We start from the raw sequence: 20,232 nt of genomic DNA, 5'->3' as shown, positions 1-20,232 counted from the left end.
GCGGGGCTTGGAGTGATCGCTACCCCTCGCGCCTGATCGCCTCGTCCTTCATCCGCTGAACCCGCTCCAAAACGGATTCATTGCTCATCCTGTTGTTCAGCCGTTCCACCAACAGTGGAAAGGCCAATGGGCTGGGCCGCGGAGTTTCAACGTGCAGCCATTCCTGGTTTGCAGCGCGCTCTAAGGCCGCCTCCAGGCGTGAGATCTCCAACTGGTCATCGAGCACCTCCTGCTGCGCCTGCAGCAGCAAGCGGTTGTTCGGCTCATGCCGGCTGAACACATCGAACAGCAGCGATGCACTGACCTGAAGCTGACCAGTGCTTTTGCTCGATCCTGGGAATCCCCGGTTCATCAGGCCTGCGATCTGGGCGATGGCGCGGAAGCGTCGCCGTTGCAGCTCGGAAAGATTCAGTGCGTTCTTCAGATCCCGCTCCAGCTTTTGGCGATCGAGCAGCAGATCGATGTGGTCTTCCAGCAACTCCGCCATGGGGTAGCTCTTCGGCGCCAACAGCTCAAAGCCGTAGTCGTTCACCGACACCGTGATCGTGCCCCGCTCCAGACGGGTGAGCCGCGACGCCCAGAGGAAGCCGATGCCCTCATGCACGAACCGCCCTTCAAAGGGGTAGGCATACAGATGTGTGCCTTCCCGGGTGCGACAGGTCTCAATCAGCAGCTGACCCACCGTCGGCAACACCGAGATGTCCTGTTGTCGATCAAACAGGGGCTTCAGAGCCTGAAGTTCAGCGTTGTCGAGATCACCACGGCTGGCGCGGTCCACCTCAAGACGCAGGTGATGGGTCAGCAGATCGGAGAGAGCCATCTGCCCCCCAGCCCAGGCAGGCACGGTGCGCGTTTTCTTGGTGCTCACCTTCACGTAGGCGGTCATGTCGCGCAGCCGCACGAATTCCAGCTGGCGGCCGGAGAAGAAGAACACATCCTTCGGCTTCAGCTGGCTGATGAAGGTCTCCTCCACATGGCCAAGCACCGCGCCACGTACAAAGCGCACCGTGATCGCCGGTGCGGCCGTGATCGTTCCAACGTTGAGACGGTGCAGCCGGGCGATGGCCTTCTCGCGAACCCGGTAGCGCTGGCTTGTCTCCTCCCACTCGAGCTTGCGGTAGCGGGGGTAGGCCCCGAGGCACTCACCGCCCTGCTCCAGAAACAACATGCACCAGTCCCAATCCTCCTGGCTCAGCTCGGTGTAGGCCGCACAGCTGCGCACGGCCTGCAAGGTCTGCTCCGGATGGAAGCCAGGGCCGCAGGCCAAGCCCGTGAGGTGCTGCAACAGCACATCCAGAGGGGCTTTCGGCGGCTTGCGTTGTTCCACCAGCCCCTCCGCCAGTCCCCGACGCACAGCACTGAGCTCGAGTAGTTCGAGCGCATTGGTGGGCATGAACAGCACCTGGGATGTGCCGCCGGGCAAGTGCGCTGACCGCCCCGCCCGCTGCAGCAGCCGCGCCAGATTCTTCGGGCTCCCGATCTGCACCACCTGTTCCACGGGTTGGAAGTCCACCCCGAGGTCCAGGGAGCTGGTGCAGACCACCCAGCGAATGCCGCCGGCTTTCACGGAGGCTTCGATCGCTTCCCGCTCGCTGCGATCAATGGCGCTGTGGTGCAGGGCCAATCCCTCTTCCATTTCCGGGCAGGCGAAGCGCAGACACTGGTGCCAACGCTCCGACTGATTGCGGGTGTTGGTGAACAGCAAGGTGCTGATGCCGGGATTGAGACGGGCCACCAGCTCCTCGTACATCCGCAACCCGAGGTGTCCGGCCCAGGGGAAGCCATCGATCGTCTCCGGAAGGATGCTCTGAATCTCCGTGCTGCGGGCAGGAGCGCCCCCGATCAGCTGTGGCTCACTTGCCGTTCCCAGGGCATGGCGCGCTGCCTGCTCGAGGTTGCCGATGGTGGCACTGATGGCCCAGGTCTGGAGCTGGGGGCGCAGCTGGCGCAACCAGCTCAGGCACAGCTCCGTCTGGCTGCCCCGTTTGCTGCCCATCAACTCGTGCCATTCATCGAGGATCACCGTCTCGAGTTGGCCAAACAGCTCTTCGGCCTTGGCATTGCTCAGCAGCAGGGCGAGGGACTCCGGAGTCGTCACCAGAATCTGTGGTGGTGCCTTGAGCTGTTTGGTGCGTTCGCTGCTGCTGCTGTCGCCATTGCGGATGCCCACCCGAATCGGCCAGCCCATCGCCTCGATCGGTTCGCGGATCGCCAGCGATAAGTCGCGGCTGAGGGCCCGCAAGGGCGTGATGTAGAGCAGTCGTATTCCCTTCAACGGCTGCTCCTCCGCCAACATCCGCGCGATCGGTCCCATCACGGCGGCGAAGGTTTTGCCAGACCCTGTGGGCACTTGGATCAAGCCATTCCGCCCCGCCAGATAGGCGCTCCAGGTCTGCTGCTGGAACGGCAGCGGCGTCCAGTTCCTCCGCGCGAACCAGGCATGGATCGGGTCCAAGCGAGGGTCGTCAGTTGATGGTTTGGCCTTGGCCTTTGCTTTTGCCTTCTTTTCTAAAGCTGCCATCAGCGGTTCTCGATCAATGCCATCGCGGTCTGGAGTGAATCCGCTTCATCGGCGGGTTTGTCGCGTCGCCAGCGCAGGATCCGCGGGAAACGCACGGCGATGCCGGATTTATGGCGTTTTGAGGGGTGGATGCCCTCAAAGCCGATTTCAAACACCAGCTCGGTTTTCAGGGACCGTGCCGGTCCGAAGCGCTGCAGTGTGTTGCGTCGGATCCAGCGGTCCAGCTCGAGGATTTCGGCATCGTTGAGGCCGGAATAGGCCTTGGCGAAGGTCACCAACTGCGGCTCTTCAGCGTTGGTCCAGAGGCCGAAGGTGTAGTCGGTGAAGAGGTTGGCGCGACGCCCACTGCCGGCCTGGGCATAGAGGAGCACCGCATCGAGGGTCATCGGCTCCAGCTTGTGTTTCCACCAGTTGCCCCGTTTGCGGCCGCTCAGGTAGGGCGATTCCGCCTGTTTGATCATCAGCCCTTCGGCGTTGTGCTGACGGGCCTGGTTGCGCTGTGTCTCCAGGTCCTCCCAGGAGTCGATCGACCAGGACGGGCTCTGCTTCAGCCGCCACGACTCGGGATGCTCGATGCTGCCCAGCAGCGCAGCCAGCTGCTGCTGGCGCTGCCGTAATCCCTGCTGGCGGATGTCGATGCCCTGATGTTCCAGCAGGTCGTAGGCGATGAACCGCATCGGGCAATCCCGTTTCAACGTTGCTCCAACGCTTTTGCGGCCCAGCCGTCGTTGCAGCTGATCAAAGCCAAGCGGTTCGGCGGCGTCCTGTTGCCAGCAGATCAGCTCGCCGTCCAGAACGCTGCCGGATGGCAAGGCCTTGGCCACCTCCACAAGTTCAGGGAAGCTCTCGTTGACCAGCTCTTCTCCACGGCTCCAGAGGTAGACGCCGGAGCCGCGATGAATCAGCTGACCGCGGATTCCATCCCATTTCCACTCCAGTTGCCAATCGCTTGCCGATGTCTCCAGCAGTCGTTCGGGTTCCAGGGGACTGGCGAGATAGAAGGGGTAGGGGGTGCCGCTGGAACGGTGTTCATCCGCCGTTGCGCAGGCGGTGAGTTGCCTGAAGCGCTCGGCGGAGGGCTCAAAGCCGCCCATCAGCCGTTGCACCACAAGGCTTTCTTCGAGATCAAACGCTTCGGCGATGGCCCTGCTGATCAGGCCCGTCGACACGCCGACGCGGAATCCCCCCGTGAGCAACTTATTAACGATGAAGTGCTGGTCGAGCGGGGTTCGGTGCCAGAGCCAGATCACGGCATTGGCCTGATCGTCGTCGCTTCTGGTGCTGATGGCCGGCAGCAGGGTGTCCATCCACCAGCTCAGGGGCATGTCTCCATCACCGCTGGGCAGATCCGGATCGCTTGCTTCGACGCGCTCTTGCACGGCGGGCCAGAGCAGGCTGATGGTTTCAGCTGAGTCGCCCACCTGGCCGTAGCAGTCGTCGATCAGCCAATCCGGAAGACCACCGCGGTCCCGCAGGATGTCGCGGAGTCGGCGACCGGTGATCAGGCGCCTGCGGCGCTTGCCCAGCAGCAGCGTCAACGCCCAGGCCGCCTCCCCTGCTTCGACCCCCTGAAAGTGATCCACCAGCACTTGCACCTTGGCCTTGGTGCCCGTGACCTGATCCAACTGATTGAACAGGTTCTGAAAGGCACGCATGCGCGCTGGAACGGGATGGTTGGAAAGCCCCGCCATCCTGACAAGACATTTTGTGAGCAGTGCTGGAAATCCGGCGGAGACCTGTGTTGATCTGAGCCACAGATTCCTGAATCAGCCGGATGGCACTCCTCTGGGACAACCTCGCGCAACAACTCAGCAGCGTGCGCGCTACCGCCTCAGCCACGGCCGTCGTCACCCCCATAGCTGGCTCCGGCACATCGGATGATCCATCCGACCGTCGTCGTCGTCTTCAGAAGGCTCTCGAGGCCGTGAAAGACAGCGGCAACGCCATGATGATCGAATCGCTCACAGCCGCGATCGAAGGGCGCGAAGCAAACCTCAACCTCCCCGAGCTGCCGGACGGCATCGCCAAGTTCTAGTCCGACTCTCCTTCGAACAGGGTGTCCAACGGCTCTGCATCCACACCCTCCACCTCCCGCAGGTAACGGGCCAGAACGTCACTCTGTCCATGGGTGACGTACACCTTGCAGGCGCCGCTGTCGCGAACGGTCTGGATCAGTCCAGGCCAGTCGGCATGATCACTGAGCACGAATCCCCGCTCGTAGCCCCGCCGTCGACGGGCTCCGCGCACGGCCATCCAGCCGGAGGCAAAGGCGGTTTGGGGTGACTTGAAGCGGCGCATCCAGCTGGAGCGATGGGCCGACGGTGGCGCCAGGATCAGCCGCCCTTCGAGCGGATCCTTTCGGGGCAGTTCGCTGACGGGACGACTAGGGGGCATCGGAACCCCTGCCTCGCGGTAGTGGCGGGTCACGGTTTCAACAGCGCCGTGCAGCAGCACCTCCTCCTCCACGCCGATGGCCTTCAGTTCAGCCAGCAAGCGTTGGGCTTTGCCGAAGGCATAGCAGAACAGCAGGGATGGTCTGCTGCGATCACGGCTCCACCAGGCATGGATCTCCTTGGCCACCTGCTCACCGCTTTGCCAGCGATAGATCGGCATTCCGAAGGTGGCTTCGGTGATCAACACATCGCAGCGCACTGGTTGGAAGGGGTCACAGCTGGGGTCGTCATCCCGTTTGTAATCCCCACTGACCACCCACACCTCGCCCTCTGATTCCAGACGGATCTGCGCCGAACCGAGCACGTGTCCGGCGCTGTGAAACGACACCTTGCATTGCCCCAGCCAGTGTTCTTCGCCGTAGGCCACTGGGTGAAGGGTGATGTCTTTGCCGAGCCTCTGGCGCAGCACCCCTTCACTGGAGGCCACAGCCCAGTACTCACCGCATCCGGGGCGGGCGTGGTCGGCATGGGCGTGGGTGATCAGGGCCCGGGGAACCGGACGCCATGGGTCGACCCAGGCCTTCGCGGCACGGCAATACAACCCCTCCGGTGTGCGTTCGATCAAGCTCCGCCACCAATCGCTGCAAACATTCTGAAAGGCCCATACATTTAGCGCGTTCGACCCGCTTGCCATGAAGCTGCTCGCTGCCGCTCTGTTTGTTTCATCCCTGGCTGTGCCCAGTTCCGCTTTGGCTCAGAAAAAGATTCCCAAGGCCCAAGGCCACAACCAATGCCCTCTGGGTTACGTCAATACCCTGGGCACCACCTGTGTGTCTCCGATCTATTACGAGGTGAAGCCCACCAACGGTGAAGCCTGCCCCTCCGGCTGGATGAATGTTGGCGCTGGCTATTGCCGTAAAAAATGAGAACTACTAGGCTTAGTTAATCGCTTCAAGGATATTCTTGACTGTTTATTAAAAGTAAGTTTTTGATAAGCAGCCCTTTTTCATGAATTTCTTTTCTTGACTTTTGAGTTCTTCGCGTTCGACCAGCTCCTAAAGTCTGTGATAAAGCTACTCTTTGCAGGTTGTCATTCTTAGGCTTCAGATTTTAGGTTTTTCAATAAAAGTTAGGTGTTTGTTTGTTTTTAGGGAGACTGCATCTCCAACCACTATCTGCATTGCTCCCAAAACTGTGATTTATTGCCACCTTGACTTAAAAACTATGATATTTTCTACGAAATTGTAATTAGAATTTGATCCTCGACTGCGCCAGCATATAGCAAGAGTGGCGATAGAAAAGAGTAAAAATATCAATTTGTTTCGATTGAAAAACAAGATAAATATGCCTCTGTTTGGATAACAATTACTTAAGGCAGATAAACGATAGGCCAGCCTACATAGCAATAGAGTTAAAATATGTTGATCACGCTAATATTGTCAATTAAGTGTAAGATATGATTTAAACAATCGTGAAATCGTCTGCACCTAGATCTGGCTTACCTTGAAGTTTTGCCAACAAGCCACCATCTCCCCATCCCTTTTCCTTGCCATCTTCATTGAAGTAAAGCAAGCCATTTTTGTTGTCATAGATAAAATTATTATTGCTTTTTGCTGCTTTTTTTGCTTTCGACTTTCTATTTACGTTCTTGATCTTGATTTTGCCATTAATATTGAAAATATCTTGGTTGACAACAATCGAGTCTCCTTCATCAGAGTCAAAGTCTTTAATTAAATCCGCTTTTTTATTCCCAAATTCATTGGAACTAAAGAGAAATCCATCAGCACCATCTCCACCCTTCAGGACATCTTTATTTTCTAAGCCAGCAATTATTTCTCCCTCTGAAGTTCCTAATATATCGTCTTTCTGTTTTGTACCAACAATTACGGTTTCAATGGCTTTACTGTTGAATATTACAGGGTTGCTTAAATTAAAAGTTGTAATCTCTTGCCTTGCTTCAACATTATTAATTGATTCAATTGTTGGAAGTTCAGAAGGATCTATAAAAACTGACTCGGCTTCAACCACTACTGAGGTCGTGAATGATGTTGTTGTTGGTGATTCGAAGTTTTCAGAAGATAGACTATTCTCAGGTGAGCTAACCAGAAGGATATAACTTTCTCCTTGGCCAGAGGCGCTATGATTCATTTCAATGCTCCCTACACCACTATTTTCAACGATTATTGTTTCTCCGTTAGCGGAAAGTATCTTGGCCTCCAACTCAACAGAACCACCTGTTAATAGTTCTAGACTATAATTAACTTCCGTCGAAAATCTTGGAGTCTCAAATCGATAATACGCATTTTGCCCATTAGAGATTAGTCCACCGGTAATAAGACGATCTGAGGTAATCAATCCAAGTTCTTCCGCCTTGAGTAAACTGTTATTTATTACATCTGCACTTGTTACTGCTTCTGGAACATTAATCACCAATTCTGGACGAATTCCGTCAATACTGCTGTCGCTGTCGATGGATACAAGATAGGTCCCGGCATCAAGCTCATTCAATGAGATTGAATCAGTCCCTGAGACAAGACTTTTGTCGCTTCCAATTGTGCGAATTGATATTTCAGCATCAACCATGCCTATTTGTTCAATGGTTGCATTTGTTCCGGCATCACCCTCAAATCTAAACTCAAAGAATTGTTGTGTATCATCATTTGTTAGCGATAGTGGGATTCGGTTATTTGAACCACTCAGTAAGCCGAGATCTAATGGCCTTGAAGCGCTCGCATTACCCAGAATTGGATTAAAAGAACGAGACGATGCAAGTTGAGCGGTTGATCCTGACAAGCCATCAAGGGTTTCAAGAAAAGAGTACCAACCTGTTGCTGTCAAGAAATTCTCATACTCTGATTGATAAAATGACCCGATCGGATCCTGTGACTGAGATGTTTTTGGGAAATATATTGCAAGTCCGGAACTGTTTCTTGAATCTCTGGTTTTAAACTCTACTGACTCTTCGATGGATTCTAGAACGTTTCCTGCAAGATCTCTGACCTCCACCGATACAACCTGACTTCTCGAGACTTTTTTAAGCCAATCACCTAGGTCAACATAATTCTTCTCTGCATATGCAATCGATTGATTACGCAGGCTCGACATAGCCCCGCGTTCTTCCTCAGGAGCTTCACTTGCTAGATCAGTAAATGACTTAAGACTTTCAGCTACTTCTTCTAATTGGTTTGTATTGACTGCTGAAAGCGTGTCAGCATCATTTCCACCGTAAACATAAAATTCTTCAAAGCTTTGGATAAGCGACTGAGCCAATTCATCAGGACTGACATCTCCAAGCTCGCTTTCAAACGCCGAAAAAGCTGTTGTGTAATCATATCCGTCACCACCTACGACCTCCTCAGCTGCCACAAAATAATCGGTGTAGTTTCTAATTTCATAGCCAACTTCAATCATTCCCATCAGGCATGCATCAAATGCGATTAAGTCGAAATTGATTCCGTCATTTTGAGTTTTCTCCAGAGCTTCAACGAACTCAGTTGTTACTAATTTATCTCCTGGAACGTCATCGCTGTAGTCATAATTGAAGCCTCTGACTCCTCCTCCATGGTTCCACATAACCAAGCCGTAGTTTTCGGCAGGTGCTTCATCTGCAGCCCATGTGATGAATTCGTACAAAGTATCAGGATCACCAGTATTAACCTCATTTGGTTCGATTAAAAAGTCTGTCCCGACATCACCCAGATCAGAATCAGCTTGAATAAATGCTTTCCCTGCTGTAGTCCATGCAGGTTGGCTGCCATTACCTGTGGTATATGGATTAGATCGCCCATCTGCACTTTGATCCCAGTAAACAGCGACGTTAGCACCTACATTATAGTTACTAATAGCGTTTTCCATTTCATTGATATCACTATATGCAAAATAATCTAAATCATCAGCTGTAATATAAACCATCATTGTCCAGTCAGATAGAGAATCTCCATCCTCTGTATTGCCATCCTGGTTTGTCGTAATTTGGCTAGGAAGTTGAAAATTGAGTGAATAGTTCCCAAGTTCAGCTTTCTTTTTCTGGCCGCCAACTTTAATAAAATAAGTTTTGTCAGCTTCTAAGTCAGCCAAGCTCACACTGCCAGAGCCTGAATTTAATTTCTTTTTCTTTTTATTATAAACAGTGAGCATTAAGTCGCTGCCACCTTCTAAGGAAACGGAATGAGCGATCGTGGTATCTGCTAAGGTCTTAAATTTGAAAAAGTCTTTGTCTTTGGACTTGTGAATACTTCCATCAAAGTTGCTTACTCCTTCAATTGTGCGTAAATCGTAGGCTTTTTTGAATTTATTGTTGTTTTCAAAGCGATCGGCTTCAATCGTTGTGATTGGCACATCAATAGCGAGACTATATTCACTTGAGGTACCGCTGTATGCATAGACTCTCGCAGCGTATTCTCCTGCTGACAGCCCATCAAAGCCTATAAACTCTTCATCAGTTGTGCCTGCAGAAGTATTGATCAGACTAGTTTCTGAATCCGAATAAACTTCGTGCAGTTCTAGATCAAGATCTCCTTCGGAATTGTTGAATTGAATAGTTATACCGCTTGATTCTGTACTTCCTGCTGGAATTGAGAATCGAAACCAGTCAGAATCCGTTGAGTCATGGATCGTGAGATCTTCAAGCAATATCGATTTATTGTCAAGTCGAATCAATTCTGCATCTGTGCTTGAGTTATTATTCTCAAATCTGTCTGGTTGAACTATCGTACTTTCACTGTCCTGAACAATTTTAAGATCTAAATCGTAATTTGTTTGTTCACCTGAGACCTGAATGAGGTAACTCCCTTCAAGAAAATTTGATAGGTCTAATTCCGTGAATGTCTGTAATGTTTCGTCTCTATAAAGGATATCCTCTGATTCCTTGCTTTTGAAGGTAACTTTTATGCTTTCTGTTTCATCAAGGCTGTTGAATCTAATGTAAGATCCATCAATAATGTTTTCAGGAATATCTATCTCATACCAGTCGATATCATTGTTATTTGAAAGATTTAGATCATCCAAGTACAGACTTCCGCTTGATGCAATCAGCTCGGTAGCTCTGTCCTTACTATTATTAGGTTCGTATGCATCATCCTTAAGTGGTTCCTCTGTATCCTCTGGAGCATGGAAGGTAAGTCTGTAATCTGATTCTTTTCTGTTGTAGCTGTTCACACCTAATATATATGAACCACTCTCTAGGTTGTTTAGGGTTATTGTCTCGGCACTTCCCCATCCATTAGACGTTTCAATCAATACTCCTGTAGAAGTATATAGACTCATATCTAGATCGGCTTCAGAGTTGGTATCTCCGATTAGCTCGATGTAGTTGGTGTTACTCCCTTGATCGGTTATTGTGAATTTAAAGTAATCAAGATCATTGCCTTGGTTGTTTATCGTAAGATCATTAATAGAGACTACACCAGAAATTGTACCTAAATCACTTGCCTGTGCTATGTCGCCATTGTCTCCTTCGTTTTCAAAGTAATCATCCAAGAGTGATGATGTTCCTGTTGGTAGGCTAAGGGAAAGTTCGTATGCACCAGTAGCATTTAGGTAACCGCTAACAGCTAGTGTGTACGTATCCGGTGCTATATCTGTCAAGCTTATTGTTTCTGTCTGCATTGTTGATGCAGAGCTATTAACCAGAACTCCATCACTATTATATAAGTAGAGATCAAGATCACCACTACTATCTCCTAATGAAATTTGGGCATAAGACCCAGCTTCGCCGACTTTGGCAAGTTCGAATCTAAAGAAATCGATATCTTCTGCATTGTGTATTGTTAATCCTCCTTGTTCATAATTTCCTGTTCCTTCAATGCTGGTTGCATTTTCAAAAGTATTATTGCCTTCCAGGCTGTCCCCTTCCTCGTCTTTTGTTGTGTAAGGCGACTCAATACTAAGTAGATAATCAGATGCTTCACTTAGGAAGTTTCTGACCTCAAGTATGTAATTGCCTGTTTCCAGTCCATTTAGATTTATTTGTTCGTCAGAGCCATAGGATGCTGAGCTCGATATGACTGCTGCAGACGGGTCATCTTCACGATAAAGATATATGTCTAAATCGCTGTTCCAAGGGGATTCCCCAATAGTTATCTTCCAATCTCCATTATTGGTATCCCCCGCAATCTCAAAGCTAAAGAATGAGCTCTCTATAAGATTTTCTTCTGATTGGTTAATCCTGCCTTCGAGAACTCCTAAATTGATCACACTTGACTCATCCCATGGCTGATTTATATTTCCATCATTGATTGATGTATCTGTTGATGTGATATAAGTAATGCTATAGTCTGATGTGGAACCTCCGTACCCATACACGTTAATTAGGTAGGTGCCAGGTGTTATCTCGGACAGGTCCAGGTATTCTGTTTGGTTAGTTGTTTGTGCGCTAGCCAATACGCTATCTGATGAATCGACTAACGAGAGATCAAGATCTGCGTATACGTCGTTGATATCAAGAATGATGTATCTATCTGATTCATCTGCTCGCTCGTCAATGGTAATCGTATAAGTGTCAGTTTCATCTGCCTGAATCTCACCTTCATTTTCGATATTTTCTAAGAGGTTATCCATGCCATCGTTACCCCACTTATTTGCCAGTTCTCCGATCGCTGCTTCATCAAGACCGCTGGAGTTTTGCAAGCCCAATACTGACCCAAGCATTTCTCCAATCAATTTTTCAGCTTGACTTACGCTCGCACCAGCCGCAGTGTTGAGTTCTAACGCTAAAAAGCTATCGTATTCATAGGTTGACCAATCAGATTCAAACGTTCCTTCATATACATAGATGTCAATAATAGTGTTGGTATTGTCTGTATTTCGTACAAAGTTTAGGTTTGTGCCTGAGTTTATTGTTTCTATTAATGCAAGAAAAGTGGAATCCCAATTTGATTCGGTGAGGTAAAATGGAATTGTAGTTCTGTCTTCAAGCAGTTGTTCTATATAGTCCTGGCCGATTGTCATGGTTTTCGAGTCTCTTGATTTTATTCTAGACGGCTGAAGGTCTATTGGCCGTATTTTCTTTGTCGTGATTGTTGAAAATTATTGCCGCTCAGCTTGCAAGTATTAAGTCATCCTGTGATTTCATTACTGGTTTTGATTGCGGATGTAATTATTTTTGATTTCTATTTTTGTCCCCAGTTTTTGGGTTTTGGTTGAGAAGCTGCTAAGTGCTCCTTTTTTTTCGTTTTTATAAATATTTGTCGAGCACTTCACTTGCGTTTAGTTTGCCTCTGATTATTCCTAATGGTTTGCAATTGTCGATTTGAATTGATGTATTTCGCTGTATTGTTCTTGCGTTCTAATTAAGAGTTGTCTGGATTTTGGGAGCCTGGTTTTAAGTTGTTAGCGACGTTTTTTATTTGTTCGTTCTTTTTTTGCCTTTTTAAATTGGCTGTTTTATGCGTTGATTTATTGTTGAGCTGTCTGATTCAAGAGGATTTGGCTCTTTCTTTTTTGTTGTTTTAAGTCTTTTTTAGCTTTTATTTGATTATCCCTTTGAGTGTGCTAGTTCTTGATGTAAAAATTTTGTAGGGCCATTGATGATGGCCTAAGAATGTTGCTCCTTCTCTTCATCTATCGTTTTCAAACCACTCCAGCGCTCCAGGGTGTTGATCGATTGAACACCCTGGAGTCGCGTTGATCCGGGCCGTGTCCAGGTGGGGATGGATCGAATGTTTTCATCCCTGCACTGCCTGAGCTGGTCGGGGTACTTGTCGGGCAGACCGCATTCCACGTAGTTCAGGTTGGCTCCGGCCTGCTTGCCGAAGAGCTTCATCTGTTCTTTGCAGGCGGGGCACCAATGGGCTCCAAAAAACCTGGCGCCCACTTTGTTGAGTTGCTCGGCCAACTTGATCGTTTCTGCTGTGGACTCTGTTGCGGGCTCAGGAATCGGTTGATTCCAGGCTTGTGCTGCCGCTTTCACGCTTGAACCCAATGTGATGACAGCCAAAACGGCCAAGACGTCGATGCCCTTCATTTGCTCAACATGCTCACCAACACGGTGTTCTGGGTGTTGAAAATCTATTCCGATCCGATGGATCGAACCTCGCAAGCAGCATCGACCTCCCGGGCAAGTTGCTTGAGATCGCCTTCGATGAAGCTGACGCCAGTCCTTGGACCTCCAGATCGGATGATCAATTGCTTGCCCGTAAGGATGGAATAGGTGGCCCTGAGCTGATCCACATTTTTCGTGCCTCGTTCCCATTCCTCACAGAGGAACACTTTTCTCTCCAAGTCGCTCATGGTTGAACAGGCTGCGAGCACCAACGTGATGCCCACGGCACAACGCTGAAGGCTTCTGATGTTGGCCCGATCAGGCGTCATCGGCTCATTTCGAGCATGCGCTGCATGGGTTTCATGGCCTTCAGCCGCATTGATTCATCCATCTCGATTGCAGGCGTGAGGGTCTCCAGGCATGCCTTCAGTTTTTCAAGGGTGTTGAGCCGCATGTAGGGGCAGGCATTGCAGCTGCATCCATCGATCCCTGGAACGTCGAGCAGGGTTTTTTCAGGAACACGCTGCTGCATCTGATGCAGGATCCCCGGTTCCGTCAGAACGATGAAGCTGTTGCAGGAGCTTTGTTCGGCGTAAGTCAACAGCTTGCTGGTGGATCCAATGAAATCCGCCAGGTCCAGCAGATTCTGCTGGCACTCGGGGTGGGCGATCACTTCAGCCCCGGGATGTTCGTGCTTGAGGGCCAGCACAGCTTCTTCGCTGAAAGTCTCATGAACGATGCAGCGTCCCGGCCAGAGGGTCAGCTCGCGACCGCTCTGTTGCTGAACCCAGCGCCCCAGGTTCTGATCGGGGGCGAACAGAACGGGCTGGTCGGCAGGCAGTTGGTTCACCAGATCAACGGCATTGCTGCTGGTGCAGATCAGATCGCTTTGCGCCTTCACTGCGGCCGTGCAGTTGATGTAGCTCACCACGAAGTGGTCGGGGTGCTCTGCCCGAAAGCGGGCGAACTCATCGGCGGGGCAGTCGTCCGCCAGGGAGCATCCGGCTTCTAGATCCGGCAGCACCACCGTCTTTTCCGGACTGAGAATCTTGGCGGTCTCCGCCATGAAGTGCACGCCGCAGAACACGATCACGTCTGCATCGGTGCTGGCGGCCTTGCGCGACAGCTCCAGGGAGTCACCAACGAAATCGGCGATGTCCTGAATCTCCGGCTCCTGGTAGTAGTGCGCCAGGATCACGGCATTGCGGTCCTGGCGAAGCCGGTTGATCGCCGCAACAAGGGCGGTGTCAGCGCTCATCAGGACCGGTTCGGGGCAGGATGGCCACAGCCTAGGCATTCGCTCTGAAGCACCTGCGACTTGCCATTGTCGGTGATCTGCACGGCGCCTGGGGCGACGCGGATGAGCAGCTTCTGCAGCGGCTCAAGCCCGACGCTGTTCTTTTCGTTGGTGATCTTGCTGATGGGGATCTGCGTCTGACGCGCCGGATCACGCGGCTTCCTTTCCCCGTGGCCGTGATCCTGGGGAACCACGACCGCGGGCGTGATCGCAGTGGCGGCATCCTCGAGCAACAACGCGCTGTGCTCGGCGATCTCCATTGCGCCTGGCGCTCAATTCAATGGCCGGAACTCCCGTTGACGGTTGTGGGTGCGCGTCCATGCAGTGCTGGTGGAGGGTTTCACCTGTCGAAAGCGGTGGAGGCGGTGTACGGCCCGGTGTCGCTTGAGGCTTCAGCCGAGCGGATTGTGCAGGCCGCCGCTGATGTACCCGCTGATCAGCCCCTGATCGTCATGGCCCACTGCGGTCCCACAGGCTTGGGATCCGAGGCCGCCAGTCCCTGTGGACGCGACTGGAAGACGCCGGCGGTGGACTGGGGGGATCAGGATCTGGCCCTTGCCCTGGACCGCATGGCCAAAGACCGACCTGCCGATCTGGTGATCTTTGGGCACATGCACCATGCCCTCAAGCGGGGCTCTGGTTTTCGGCAGACCCTGTTGCGTCATCGCCATGGAACCGCGCTGATCAATGCCGCCTGTGTGCCCCGTTCAGGTGTGGATGGGCAAGGTCGGACGCTGCTGCATCTCTCCTGGGCTGAATTCCAGGGGGCCCGCCTCACCCAGCTCGCCCATCGCTGGTACACCCCTGATGCTGAGTTGATCCATCAGGAGCAGTTGCCGATCGATGCTCCGTTGCCGTGCTGATTTATTTCTGCAGCAGCAGCCATGGCTTCGGCCATGCGGCTCGCGATGCTGCGGTGCTCCAGCAACTGCGCCGCCTGCGTCCTGAATGGACCTTGGTGATGAGCTCGGGTCTGCCCTCCCCCGTACTCAACCTGCTGTTGGGGGATGCAGCGATTGAGCAGCGGTCCTGTCAATGGGATGTGGGCATGGTGCAGGCCGACGCGCTCGGTGTGGATTGCGCCACCACCCTCAGGGCCCTGGATGAGCTGGAGCAACGGCTGCCGGCCCTGATCGAGGCTGAGGCTGTCTGGATTGCGTCGCAGGGGCAGCCGGTGTTGATCATCGGGGACATTCCCCCGGCCGCGGCCGCCCTGGCCCAGCGCCTCGATGCACCTCTGGTGTGGATGAGCAATTTCGGGTGGGATGACATCTATCGCCCCTTGGGTTCTGTCTTCCAACGTTGGGCCGATGCTGCCGCTGAGGCCTACCGCTGCGGTGATCTGTTGCTGCGCTGCCCGTTTGACCTCGCCATGCACTGGGGGTTGCCTGAACAGAGGCTCGGTTTGGTTTGCGCCAGCCCGCGGCCCATTCCGGCGGATCTTGAGGCTTGCCTTGATGCCCAGGATGCTCCCCTGGTGTTGGTGGGTTTTGGAGGCCTGGGCTTGTCTCTTTCGCGGGATCTGTTTCAGCTCTGGCCCAACCACCATTTCCTGCTTCCAGCGTCAGCAGATGCCTCGCAAGCGCCTGAGTTGGCGGCGCTCCCCAACCTCACGTTTCTGCCGGATGGGCTGCGCCCCGTCGATGTGCTCGGCCGTTGCTCCCGTTTTCTGGGCAAGCCGGGTTTCAGCAGCTTCTGCGAGGCGATGGCCCAAGGGGTTGGGATGCACGTCGTGGAGCGCAGCGGATTTGCCGAAGCTTCGGCGCTGATGGATGGTTTGCGTCGCCACGGCCAGCATCGCTGCCTCAGCCGTCAGGAGCTGGACACCGGCGCATGGCAGCTGGACCAGCCGTTGCTGGCGCCAAGCGAAGCCCCTCTTTCTGCATCAGGGGCTGAAGAAGCCGCTCTGGCACTGGTGGGTTGGGTTGCAAGTCGTTTTTAATTTTCGGTATTTTTAAACACTTTTTGAGCTGATTTTCCTGCCTGTTAGTGGTCTGGCCGATTATTTGACTGGCATATATACCTATTGATTCGAGCCTTTAATTCGAGAAGGTCATCTTGTTTGGAAAATTTTTTCCGCTCGAGCATTTCATCCGCTTCTGATCTGCTCATCGTCCTCTTTCGAGGGCATGCTCTTTGAACGCTCTTTATGGCTATCTCTGCATTCATCGGTCGTCAGACGCTTCATGCGGCCGTGATCGTCGGAGTTCTGCCTGCCCTCAGTTCCCTTCTTCCTGCCCAGGCGAGCCTGCTTCCCCCCGCCTCTCGGGCGCAGCTGATCCATACCTCTGATTTCCAGCCCAGCCGGGCCATTCCCTACGTGATTACGCCCGAACGTCGGGCGATGCTCAACACGATCCGTTTTGCGGAAGGCACCTGGAAAGGTGGTCTGGATGTGGGCTATCGGGTGATGTTCGGCGGTGGCTTGATGCCTTCCCTCGACCGGCATCCCAACCGGGTGATCTACAGCTCCCGCTACGCCAGTGCAGCTGCGGGCGCTTACCAGTTCATGCCCTTCACCTGGAATCTGGTTCAGCGCAGCATCGGCGTGCGCGGTTTCGGCCCTGAGGCTCAGGACCAGGGCGCGTTGTTTCTGATTCAGCGGCGCAAAGCCCTGGGTCTGACCGACACCGGCGTTCTCAGCCCGCTGCTCGCCGCCATGCTTGCTCCGGAGTGGGCGTCGTTTCCAACCCTCGCCGGTCGCAGCTACTACGGCCAACCCGTCAAGAAATACGCACGACTGCGTTCTTTCTATGACGTGAACCTCGCGGAGTTGCGGCGTCTGCGTGACGTCAAGCGCCAGGCGCTCGTCACTCCCCCTCCGGCCCTTTGCACCGGGTCGCGCATTGAATGCGCCACCCGGCTCTGACGGCATTCACGTTTTTCGACGTTCCTCAGCCTTCGGCGTCGTTCTGAAGTTTCCTGCCAACGGTGGCCTGGGCGATCAGATACGCGGCGATGCCTCCCGCCAGGAAGCCGACTCCATTACGCAGCAGGGGCATCACTTCAGACGTGCGTGTGATTACAGGGGCAACGCCGAAGACACCGAACAGCATCACCCACAGCGGTGAGAGCAACAGCAACCAGGCCCAGGCGATGGTTTCGCCCTCCTTGCGGGGATAGGCCGCAAAGCCAGCAATCAAACCGCCAAAGATTGAGGTGGTCAGCGTCCAAAGCCACTGTTCCTGGGGAAGGCCAGGAACCACCTGACAGCCACCACGGTCCAGACAGATTTCCACCGCATTGAGGGCATCCAGCACGGCTCCGTCTTCGCCGTGATCCTTCACGTAGTACTGGTTGCCGTAGCGGGTCTGCAGCTCCACCCAGTACGTGCGCGGCATCATCGCGAAGTAGGCATCGCCAACGTTGAAGTTCAGCAGGTTCCCGCCGCGGGGGTCGGCCACCAGCAGCAGGCTGCTTTCATCCAGCCCCCAGAACTCGCGAATGGCCAGACCCGGCGTACGTTCGTACTGGGTCAACACCCGCATCTTCCAGCCGGTGCGTTCCTCCACATCCGCCAGGGATGCTTCCAGCTGGGCCCGCTGGGTGTCACTGAACACCTTGGCGAGGTCGATCACCGGGGTGGGGTGATCCGGCAGCAGCTCCGGGTTGTCGTAGGCCTCAGCCGGGGTCACCAGAACACCCAGGCTGACCAGAGCCACCACGACGAGGCTCCACAGATGTCGGATGTGATGTGTTCCCATGGAACTGCTGCAGCGACCGGCATTCTCTCCAATGGAACCGATGGCTGCGTCCTGTCCCGACTGGTTGGCAACGCATCTGCATCAGGCGGGGGGTGCCGTTCCGTTTTCCCGGTTCATGGATCTGGCTCTGAATGAGCCGGAGCACGGGTATTACGGCTCAGGCCGCGCACGCATCGGAGCCCAGGGTGATTTCGTCACCTCCCCCTCGCTGGGCAGTGATTTCGCAGCCCTTCTGGCTCCTCAGATCCTGGCCTGGCTGACGTCGATCTCCCGAAGTGATCCTGATCAACGCCTGTCGATCGTGGAAATCGGCCCTGGCGAAGGCCATCTGGCCCGGGATCTCGTTGCTGCGTTGCGTGGTGCTGATCCAGAGCTGTTGGCTCGGATCGAATTGGTGTTGGTGGAGGCCAATCCCGGCATGCGACGGCGGCAACAGGCTCTGCTGGAGGAGGCAGACGATCTGCCGCTGCGCTGGTGTTCCCTGGACGCGTTGGGCAGCGCTCCGGTTCATGGGGTGGTGATTGCCCATGAGTTGCTTGATGCCCTCCCGGTGGAACGCTTGATCTGGCGGCAGGGATCCCTCCAGCAGCAGTGGGTGGAGCTCGCTTCAAACGGTGGTTTGCGAACGACGCATCGGCCTCTCCCCGATGGTTTGCACCAGGAGATCAGGCGTGTGTGCAGCCAAGGCGGCATTCAGTTGCCGCCCCCCGATGCCGAAGAGGGGTGGACCACGGAGTGGAACAGTGCATTGCCCGACTGGTTCGCTGCGGCGGCGGCTGCCGTGGATGCCGGCGTGCTGCTGGTGATTGATTACGCCCTGGAGGCCCAGCGTTATTTCACAGCCCGGCGCTCCGACGGCACCTTGATGGCTGTTTGCGCTCAGCAGGCGGGCCTTTCGCCCTTGGATCAGCCCGGCGAGCAGGACCTCACGGCCCACCTCTGCATCGAGCTTGTGGATGAGGCGGCTCAGCGCAACGGTTGGATGGTGGGTGATCAGGCGAAGCAGGGAGAGGCCCTGCTGGCCTTGGGGCTTGCAGAGCATCTGCATGGACTGCAGCAGCTACCGGGCCATCAGCTGGCGGAAGCCCTGCAACGGCGTGAAGCCCTGCTTCGCCTGGTGGACCCCGCGGGGCTCGGTGCGTTCCGCTGGCTCACCTACCGGCGCGGGTTGCCGGAAGACGGCTTCAGCCTTTCAGGCGCTCAAGGCAGCTGAGGATCTCGTCCCGACTGACGTCATCGCGAATCTCTACGGTTCCGATGCTGGTGGGCATCACGAAGCGCAGGCGACCGTCGCGCACCTTTTTGTCCCCCTGCAAGCTGTCCAGAACCGCATCGGCGGCGAGATCGGGCCAGGCGGTGGGCAGTCCGGCGCTGTCGATCAGTCGGCGTTGGCGCTCAGCATCCTCGCGACTCCAGCTGCCCCGCAGCACGCCAAGTTCACCCACGGCCACCATGCCAATGGCGACCGCCTCGCCATGCAGCCAGGTGCCATAGCCGCAGAGGGTCTCCACCACATGGCCGAAGGTATGGCCGTAGTTGAGGATCGCTCGCAAGCCACCCTCCTTTTCATCGGCGGCCACAACCTGGGCCTTGGCCGCGGCCGATCGCTGCAGGATCGAGCTCAGGCGTTCCGATCCAAGCCCAGCGGGCGTGCTCGGGTCGGGGCAGGCCTCCAGTTCCTCGAACAGCGCCGTGTCACCGAGGATTCCGTATTTGATCACCTCAGCCATGCCGGCTCGGAACTCGCGTTCGGGCAGGGTGTTCAGGGTGGAGGGATCGATCAACACCAGTCGCGGCTGGTGAAAGGCGCCGATCAGGTTTTTGCCGCGGGGATGGTTGACCCCGGTTTTGCCACCGATCGACGCGTCCACCATGGCCAGCAGGGTTGTGGGCACCTGCACCACCTGGATGCCCCGCAGCCAGGTGGCTGCCGCAAAGCCGGTCATGTCCCCCACAACGCCGCCGCCGAGGGCCACCATCAAGGAGCTGCGTTCGAGCTTGGCGTTGTAAGCCGCATCGTGGATCTCCGCCACCGTGGCAGGTGTCTTCTGGGTTTCGCCGGCGTCAATCACCAACAACTCCACGCTGAAACCTGCCGCTCTGAGGCTGTTGAGGCAGGCGTCGCCATAGGGGCTGGCCACATCCGGATTGCTGACCACCAGCACACGCCGACCCGCCTGCACTCCAGCGTCCAGCATCTGCTGCCCAAGCCTGGCCAGGCCGCCGTCTCCAATCACCACGTCGTAGGGGTTGCGCTCCAGCGCAACTCGGATGTGATGCAACGGGGTGATTGTGGTCATGAAACCGTTGGAACCCACCTACTCTCGCAACAGTGT

15 protein-coding genes are annotated in these 20,232 nt (G+C 54.5%); 6 read left to right on the top strand and 9 right to left on the bottom strand.

All coding sequences use genetic code 11. The features are described 5' to 3' along the window. Positions 1-19: 19 nt before the first annotated feature. Entirely contained in the window at positions 20-2,521 is a 2,502-nt protein-coding gene (locus SynRS9907_RS07490; RefSeq protein ID WP_188020543.1) for a ligase-associated DNA damage response DEXH box helicase, read from the bottom strand. After that, a complete protein-coding gene (locus SynRS9907_RS07485; protein WP_188022390.1) occupies positions 2,521-4,176 on the bottom strand; it encodes an ATP-dependent DNA ligase in 1,656 nt (551 codons plus the stop codon). The genes SynRS9907_RS07490 and SynRS9907_RS07485 overlap by 1 nt, the downstream gene beginning before the upstream one ends. 119 nt (positions 4,177-4,295) lie before the next feature. Between SynRS9907_RS07485 and SynRS9907_RS07480 the strand changes: the two genes are divergently transcribed. Next, on the top strand, positions 4,296-4,556 hold the full coding sequence (locus tag SynRS9907_RS07480) for a hypothetical protein (protein WP_188020542.1): 261 nt from the start codon (positions 4,296-4,298) through the stop codon (positions 4,554-4,556). Here SynRS9907_RS07480 and SynRS9907_RS07475 read toward each other — a convergent pair. Beyond that, on the bottom strand, positions 4,553-5,539 hold the full coding sequence (locus SynRS9907_RS07475; protein WP_188020541.1) for a ligase-associated DNA damage response exonuclease: 987 nt from the start codon (positions 5,537-5,539) through the stop codon (positions 4,553-4,555). The two genes, SynRS9907_RS07480 and SynRS9907_RS07475, sit on opposite strands and share 4 nt — an antisense overlap. Positions 5,540-5,606: 67 nt before the next feature. Here SynRS9907_RS07475 and SynRS9907_RS07470 point away from each other — a divergent pair, with 67 nt between their 5' ends. Continuing rightward, positions 5,607-5,840 (top strand): hypothetical protein, encoded by a 234-nt coding sequence (locus SynRS9907_RS07470; protein ID WP_188020540.1) that lies wholly within the window; start codon positions 5,607-5,609, stop codon positions 5,838-5,840. 535 nt (positions 5,841-6,375) lie between these two features. On the opposite strand, the gene SynRS9907_RS07465 is transcribed toward SynRS9907_RS07470, so the two are convergent. From SynRS9907_RS07465 to nadA, 4 genes are all read right to left on the bottom strand, one after another. After that, positions 6,376-11,862, bottom strand: coding sequence for a clostripain-related cysteine peptidase (locus tag SynRS9907_RS07465; RefSeq protein WP_188020539.1), 5,487 nt, complete (start codon positions 11,860-11,862; stop codon positions 6,376-6,378). A 586-nt stretch (positions 11,863-12,448) separates the two neighbouring features. Next, complete coding sequence (locus SynRS9907_RS07460; RefSeq protein ID WP_255445817.1) at positions 12,449-12,823, bottom strand: hypothetical protein; 375 nt, start codon at positions 12,821-12,823, stop codon at positions 12,449-12,451. A 98-nt stretch (positions 12,824-12,921) separates the two neighbouring features. Continuing rightward, positions 12,922-13,224, bottom strand: a complete 303-nt coding sequence (locus tag SynRS9907_RS07455; RefSeq protein WP_188020537.1) for a hypothetical protein — start codon at positions 13,222-13,224, stop codon at positions 12,922-12,924. Further along, positions 13,221-14,153, bottom strand: a complete 933-nt coding sequence (gene nadA, locus SynRS9907_RS07450) for a quinolinate synthase NadA (RefSeq protein ID WP_188020536.1) — start codon at positions 14,151-14,153, stop codon at positions 13,221-13,223. Before nadA ends, SynRS9907_RS07455 begins: the two co-directional genes overlap by 4 nt. A gap of 53 nt (positions 14,154-14,206) precedes the next feature. On the opposite strand from nadA, the gene SynRS9907_RS07445 reads away from it, so the two are divergent. From SynRS9907_RS07445 to SynRS9907_RS07435, 3 genes are all read left to right on the top strand, one after another. Further along, positions 14,207-15,055: a TIGR04168 family protein gene (locus SynRS9907_RS07445; protein WP_188022389.1), complete on the top strand. Its 849-nt coding sequence runs from the start codon at positions 14,207-14,209 to the stop codon at positions 15,053-15,055. Continuing rightward, the gene (locus tag SynRS9907_RS07440; RefSeq protein ID WP_188020535.1) at positions 15,049-16,134 is read left to right on the top strand and encodes a hypothetical protein; all 1,086 of its coding nucleotides are present in this window, start codon (positions 15,049-15,051) and stop codon (positions 16,132-16,134) included. The genes SynRS9907_RS07445 and SynRS9907_RS07440 overlap by 7 nt, the downstream gene beginning before the upstream one ends. 207 nt (positions 16,135-16,341) lie before the next feature. Continuing rightward, positions 16,342-17,061 carry a glycoside hydrolase family 104 protein gene (locus tag SynRS9907_RS07435; protein ID WP_186497722.1) on the top strand — a complete coding sequence of 240 codons (720 nt, stop codon included), beginning with the start codon at positions 16,342-16,344 and terminating at the stop codon, positions 17,059-17,061. A gap of 25 nt (positions 17,062-17,086) precedes the next feature. Here SynRS9907_RS07435 and SynRS9907_RS07430 read toward each other — a convergent pair whose 3' ends face one another. Further along, positions 17,087-17,896 (bottom strand): TPM domain-containing protein, encoded by an 810-nt coding sequence (locus SynRS9907_RS07430; protein WP_115132697.1) that lies wholly within the window; start codon positions 17,894-17,896, stop codon positions 17,087-17,089. Positions 17,897-17,936: 40 nt separating this feature from the next. On the opposite strand from SynRS9907_RS07430, the gene SynRS9907_RS07425 reads away from it, so the two are divergent. Next, positions 17,937-19,109, top strand: coding sequence for a class I SAM-dependent methyltransferase (locus tag SynRS9907_RS07425; protein WP_255445816.1), 1,173 nt, complete (start codon positions 17,937-17,939; stop codon positions 19,107-19,109). Here SynRS9907_RS07425 and aroB read toward each other — a convergent pair. Then, positions 19,081-20,196 (bottom strand): 3-dehydroquinate synthase, encoded by a 1,116-nt coding sequence (gene aroB, locus SynRS9907_RS07420; RefSeq protein ID WP_188020533.1) that lies wholly within the window; start codon positions 20,194-20,196, stop codon positions 19,081-19,083. The genes SynRS9907_RS07425 and aroB overlap by 29 nt on opposite strands. Positions 20,197-20,232 lie beyond the last annotated feature (36 nt).

The sequence above is a fragment of the Synechococcus sp. RS9907 genome (assembly GCF_014279615.1).
Taxonomy (GTDB): Bacteria; Cyanobacteriota; Cyanobacteriia; order PCC-6307; family Cyanobiaceae; genus Parasynechococcus.
This window is presented reverse-complemented; position numbering and strand designations above follow the sequence as displayed.

What these genes read in the sequence shown, in the direction of transcription:
- SynRS9907_RS07490 (WP_188020543.1), bottom strand. Translation starts at nt 2,521, where the DNA reads ATGGCAGCTTTAGAAAAGAAGGCAAAAGCAAAGGCCAAGGCCAAACCA.
- SynRS9907_RS07485 (WP_188022390.1), bottom strand. Translation starts at nt 4,176, where the DNA reads ATGCGTGCCTTTCAGAACCTGTTCAATCAGTTGGATCAGGTCACGGGC.
- SynRS9907_RS07480 (WP_188020542.1), top strand. Translation starts at nt 4,296, where the DNA reads ATGGCACTCCTCTGGGACAACCTCGCGCAACAACTCAGCAGCGTGCGC.
- SynRS9907_RS07470 (WP_188020540.1), top strand. Translation starts at nt 5,607, where the DNA reads ATGAAGCTGCTCGCTGCCGCTCTGTTTGTTTCATCCCTGGCTGTGCCC.
- SynRS9907_RS07465 (WP_188020539.1), bottom strand. Translation starts at nt 11,862, where the DNA reads ATGACAATCGGCCAGGACTATATAGAACAACTGCTTGAAGACAGAACT.
- SynRS9907_RS07455 (WP_188020537.1), bottom strand. Translation starts at nt 13,224, where the DNA reads ATGACGCCTGATCGGGCCAACATCAGAAGCCTTCAGCGTTGTGCCGTG.
- nadA (WP_188020536.1), bottom strand. Translation starts at nt 14,153, where the DNA reads ATGAGCGCTGACACCGCCCTTGTTGCGGCGATCAACCGGCTTCGCCAG.
- SynRS9907_RS07435 (WP_186497722.1), top strand. Translation starts at nt 16,342, where the DNA reads ATGGCTATCTCTGCATTCATCGGTCGTCAGACGCTTCATGCGGCCGTG.
- SynRS9907_RS07430 (WP_115132697.1), bottom strand. Translation starts at nt 17,896, where the DNA reads ATGGGAACACATCACATCCGACATCTGTGGAGCCTCGTCGTGGTGGCT.
- SynRS9907_RS07425 (WP_255445816.1), top strand. Translation starts at nt 17,937, where the DNA reads ATGGCTGCGTCCTGTCCCGACTGGTTGGCAACGCATCTGCATCAGGCG.
- aroB (WP_188020533.1), bottom strand. Translation starts at nt 20,196, where the DNA reads ATGACCACAATCACCCCGTTGCATCACATCCGAGTTGCGCTGGAGCGC.